The sequence below is a fragment of the Pseudogemmobacter sp. TB195 genome (assembly GCF_058313095.1).
The window spans coordinates 1-4,581 of sequence record NZ_JBZEGG010000063.1 but is presented as its reverse complement, the minus strand read 5'-3'; the positions used below and the strand labels follow the sequence as shown (position 1 = coordinate 4,581).

Below are 4,581 nucleotides of genomic sequence, written 5' to 3'. Positions count from 1 at the left end.
CCAGCCATAATCTGGTCCTCCTGAAAACGGGATAAGCATATCCCTGTGGGTGGACCACTTCAGTGGGGGCATCCCAATCTTGGGATAGCATAGTCAATAATCGAGTTGCGCATGAATTCTGCAAGACGCTCTGGCTTAACGCGCCCGTTCCCGTCAACAGTCAAACAATGACAATGAAGGCGGGCGACGCAGTCGTTCAAGACCACATCACGCTGGACAAGCTGAAGATGAACATCCAGCTCTTCCGGATCGCCCGAAACTATTTTAGAAAGATCTTCTGGAAGCAATTGCGGCAGTGGCCGTCCCCTTCTGTCTCAGGTCGGTTGTACCGACCCGGTTGCAGCTCACATTAACAGTATCAGATGTAATTCCTGTGGTTTGGATTTCTTTCTTTGCGCAGTGATTAGTGTATCTGTACGGTATTCCTGCACAGACCGGAGGCCATCAGTGTCATCGCTGGCCATACCTATTACTCAGGTACCGACTGAATAAGTGACTGACAAACTCCGCTTTCCTCCCGTTGACGCACGGAACCTAGTGCGCAGTTATCATTGTACTGCAGTAACAAACGGCAGTTTGCTTCTGCTTCGCAACCATCTTGGCCGGGCGTTTTCTGCAGCGCAAGACGAACTGCAGTTTTTAATATCGCGGCAATGCAGCACATGTCGAGGTCGACCAGCGACTATGCCCTAGCGCTTGAGTGAGCGAGATGTTGTTCGCGCGAAAGTTCAAGTATCATTGAACAGCGGAGTTGTCGCAACGCCTCTCGCTGAAACAAGGCCTGTCACATGACGCATCTGGGGGACCAGCGGGCCGGCGCCGCGAAGATGAGGCATACGCCAGACGAGTTTGCCCGACCTGCTTTTCATATGGTGCCCTCTGACCCAATGGGTCCTTCGCGGGATGCCTTCGCGCGCCTCAGTTGCCATATCGGCCCTCATGGCCTCGACCTGACCGCGGCCCGACTTGCCCAAGGCGATCTTCTTGATGAGCGTGTTGGGGAGCACTTTGCCGGACCGCTCAGCCTGACGTCTCTCATGCCTAGGGTGGAGCGAGACCTGCTGCACCTCCAGCATTCCATCGTGACGTAGCAGTGTGGCGATCGCGACGGCAGCCCCGAGGAAATTCCGGTTCATGGCGAGTTCGTCCTCGATCATGCCATTCGGAATCGGCATGCCGACAGCCTCGAACAATCCGCGAGTGGGCGTAGGAACGACCTCGGCCTTCATTCCTTTGGTGACCATGCAGCAAGTGCTTGCGCCGACGGTGTTCTGGTGGATGGCGAAGCGCTGAGTGTAGAGCTCTCCCTCGACCTGCGTGACCAAGCCGAGCACAGAGCCGTCATTCTGCCGCTGGATTCCATCTTCCCCCGAGAGAGGGGGCATGATGACCATCGTCGGAAATGGCAGCTGAACCTGAGAGTAGAGCTCGTCTAGCCCATCTCGCTTCATCTCGTTAACCAGCTCGCCCATCATCCAATAGGCATCCACATCGATCCGGAAAACCTGGGCGTCCTCTAGGATGGCGAGAGATCGCGCACGATAGTCCAGCAGTTGCTCCATCAGGCCTGAGGGTAGCTCGGATTGCCCGACCCCCTGCATCTCGCAGATCTGCCGAGGGTAATCTTTAAAAAAAGCCTTCAGCTCTTGGACCATTTCGTCACCTGCCTTTTCAGCCTAAGCAGACCTCATGACGGCATGGCGGTCAACATGCATGGACATGTGTTGACAATTCGCCCGCTCAGTCAGACCATAGCTAATATCGGGTTTTCCGCCTCGCGGCACAAACGGCCGCTTCGGAGGATATGGCCACGCAGCCTCCGATCCATCTGACTGGCGGCATGACTATCTGACCCGGATCCCGTCAAGCCACTGGCTGGAGCGCGAGGCGGGTCTGAGATAGAGCCGATCATCATCCCTATGGCCTGCGTTGGTGTGACGCGCCTTGGCCCGCCCGCGACCCTCTACAATCGCTGGAAGCGGTGAGGTGAGTTAAGCCGGGTTCTAGGATGGAAGGCGTGCGCCTTGCCCGCCCTCCTTCTTTGGGGCTCTACTTCCCACAATAGCCGCATCCGCTCGCATACTACTGACAAATCTGCAAGACTGCCCGCATTGATTGAATCGGGGGGCAGCATTGAGCATCAGCGACACCGCGCGGGACACCATCTTCGCACTTGTGGATGGATTCATTGCATCCCCTTCGGCGGAATCAGCGGATGCACTTCCACCGGAGGTCGCTGCCGACCTTGCCGTAGTGTTGGCTGACAGTCGCACAAGCTACCGCGACGGGGTGATGATCCAACTCGCCTACGGGCTGGCTGGACCAGAGCTGGACCTAACAAGGCGTCAGGCCGGGGCACGGTCGGTCGCGCAGCAACTCGGTGCCTTCCTTGCCCAGAGGCACATCCGCAGCGTCAAGGATGCCTACCAGAACATCGCCAAGAACACGGACGTGTTGACCCGTGGCAACGTGGCGGAGTTTGACCGCCTGCTGAACTGGGCGAACGGGGCCAGCGCAGCAGACCGGGAAACAGCGCTCCGCCTTGCCTGTGCGGAGGTTGCGGCCACGGCGCGGCCCGTGCGCCCTATGCCGCCACTCAACCGGAGCGCCCTGACCTTCTCCCGGGTGGTCAGCCTCCTGCATGGCCTGCTTGCGACGCCATCCGGTGGGGCCTTTGAACAGTTTGCCGTCGCCGCGCTCCTGAACACTTTGGTGGCGAACCATGGCGAGGGCCGAGCGCGGGTCGAGACCAAGAACCTGAATGCCTCTGACCGAAGCTCGTTTGCGGCGGGCGACGTGCAGGTGGCCGTGGGCAACCGGGTGATGGACGCATTTGAAGTGACCGCCAACGACTGGCGCACCAAGGTCCTCGGCGCGTCAAAGACCATCCGCGACAATGACCTGTCCCGCCTCCACATCATCGCCTCCCGGCCCGAAGGGGACCGCGCCGCAGTGGCAGCGGCCTTGCAGGAATTGGCTGAGGACGTTTCAGTGCTGGACGCCCGGCAGGTCGTGGAGGTTTTGGCGGCGGTCCTGACCCGGCCACAACGGGCCGACGCGCTCACGCGCCTGTATGAATACCTGGACCGCTACCAGCCCGACACGGATCGGGTGAACCTGTTTGTAGAGCGCCTTAGGGCCGCAGACCTAGTGGAGCGCGCGGGCGATTGACGCCCCAACCACTTCTGCAAGTCGCGGTGGGACCGCATTTCCGATCTGGGTGTATTGCGAACTGCGGGAGCCCTCGAACACCATGTCCGCCGGGAAGCTCTGCAACAGTGCCGACTCAATCACGGTGAGCCGCCGCCCGCCCCGGAGCGCGCCCACCTTGGGCTTTCCGCCATCCCACAGATGCTTGTGATAAGAGGGAACAAGGTCAAGCTCGTCAACAAAGTGAGTCTTGTTGCCGCCCGCCGACGCAAGAATGGTTGGTGCAGGCTGGTCAAGGTTCAGTGCACGCCCGCCCCCATTGAACAGTTGCCCCGCGTAGGGGCTCGGGCGCAGGTCGGGCGTCTTTGCATAGACAACCTTGGACGGGTTCGGTGTGCCCAAGACCTCTCCACGTTGGATCACTGAACCGGATGTGACGTAGCGGCCCGCGCGGTGGGTCGGGGCCGGAAAGTCCACCTCGCCCTTGAGGAACCCGATCACCATGACGCGGATGCGCTTCTGCGGCACCCCGTAGTCAGCGGCGTTGACAATCCGGGGCGGCAGGACTGTGTAGCGGTCGCTGATGGTCGCAAGCACGCTGTCAAAGTATTCGCGGTTGCGCGATGCCAGCAGTCCCGCCACGTTCTCCATGATGAACGCCCGGGGCAGCGCTTCGTTCACGGCCCGCACAAACTCTGGCAACATGTCCCGAACGTCATTGGCCGCCAGCCGCTTGCCACCATTGGAAAAAGGCTGACATGGTGGCCCACCTGCGATCAGGTCAACGCCTCGCCACTGGCGGAAGTCCACCCCCGTTATAGACCGCTCCATGACCTCGACAGTCGGGAAATGGCGGCGATAAGTGGCACAGGCGTCCTTGTTCAGGTCTAGCCCCAATACTGGCCGGAAGCCTGCCTGCTCAAGCCCGAGGCTCAGCCCCCCGGCTCCGCAAAACAGGTCAATGCTGGTCAGCTCCAAGGGCACCCTCCCGTGAACATTTCAGGAACACATACACCAAAAGTGTATTACGCGTCAACGCGACCTTAGCTGCTACTCCGGCATGGTGCGAGCCAATTGTTACGCCGAATCAAGAGGAATGTCCAAATTATTGCCCCTGCGCGCTGCTGTGATGTGAGTTGTCTTCCGCCTATGGGCCGTTAGTCATGGCAGACCTAGTGCCGCCGACATTCACTTGGTTTCAACCCGCTCTTATCACGAATTTCGAGCCTTGTGCTCGGGTGGAGTTGTCAGAGCACTCGTGACAAAATGTCACTTTTGTCACGAGTGTGGGTTTGGCAGGCGGATCGGTCAGCGCTATAGGAACTGGGGCTGACCATTCACTCTTGCTACACATATGGAATGCCCCCACTGAGTGGTCCGGTTTGAATGTTAGTGCATTGTCGGCCTGTGGTCCATTTGCACGAAGGTCTC

3 protein-coding genes are annotated in these 4,581 nt (G+C 59.4%); 1 reads left to right on the top strand and 2 read right to left on the bottom strand.

Going from position 1 to position 4,581, the window contains the following annotated elements; genetic code table 11:
- Window positions 1–728: 728 nt before the first annotated feature.
- Entirely contained in the window at window positions 729–1,655 is a 927-nt protein-coding gene (locus AC4FS3_RS28370; protein WP_491023319.1) for a hypothetical protein, read from the bottom strand.
- A gap of 478 nt (window positions 1,656–2,133) precedes the next feature.
- On the opposite strand from AC4FS3_RS28370, the gene AC4FS3_RS28365 reads away from it, so the two are divergent.
- Window positions 2,134–3,171, top strand: a complete 1,038-nt coding sequence (locus AC4FS3_RS28365; RefSeq protein WP_491023318.1) for a hypothetical protein — start codon at window positions 2,134–2,136, stop codon at window positions 3,169–3,171.
- Here AC4FS3_RS28365 and AC4FS3_RS28360 read toward each other — a convergent pair.
- Window positions 3,148–4,128 (bottom strand): DNA cytosine methyltransferase, encoded by a 981-nt coding sequence (locus AC4FS3_RS28360; RefSeq protein ID WP_491023317.1) that lies wholly within the window; start codon window positions 4,126–4,128, stop codon window positions 3,148–3,150. The genes AC4FS3_RS28365 and AC4FS3_RS28360 overlap by 24 nt on opposite strands.
- Window positions 4,129–4,581: the final 453 nt, after the last annotated feature.

Bases quoted from the DNA above. Each gene is read 5' to 3' on its own strand.
- AC4FS3_RS28370 (WP_491023319.1), bottom strand. From the start codon at position 1,655: ATGGTCCAAGAGCTGAAGGCTTTTTTTAAAGATTACCCTCGGCAGATC.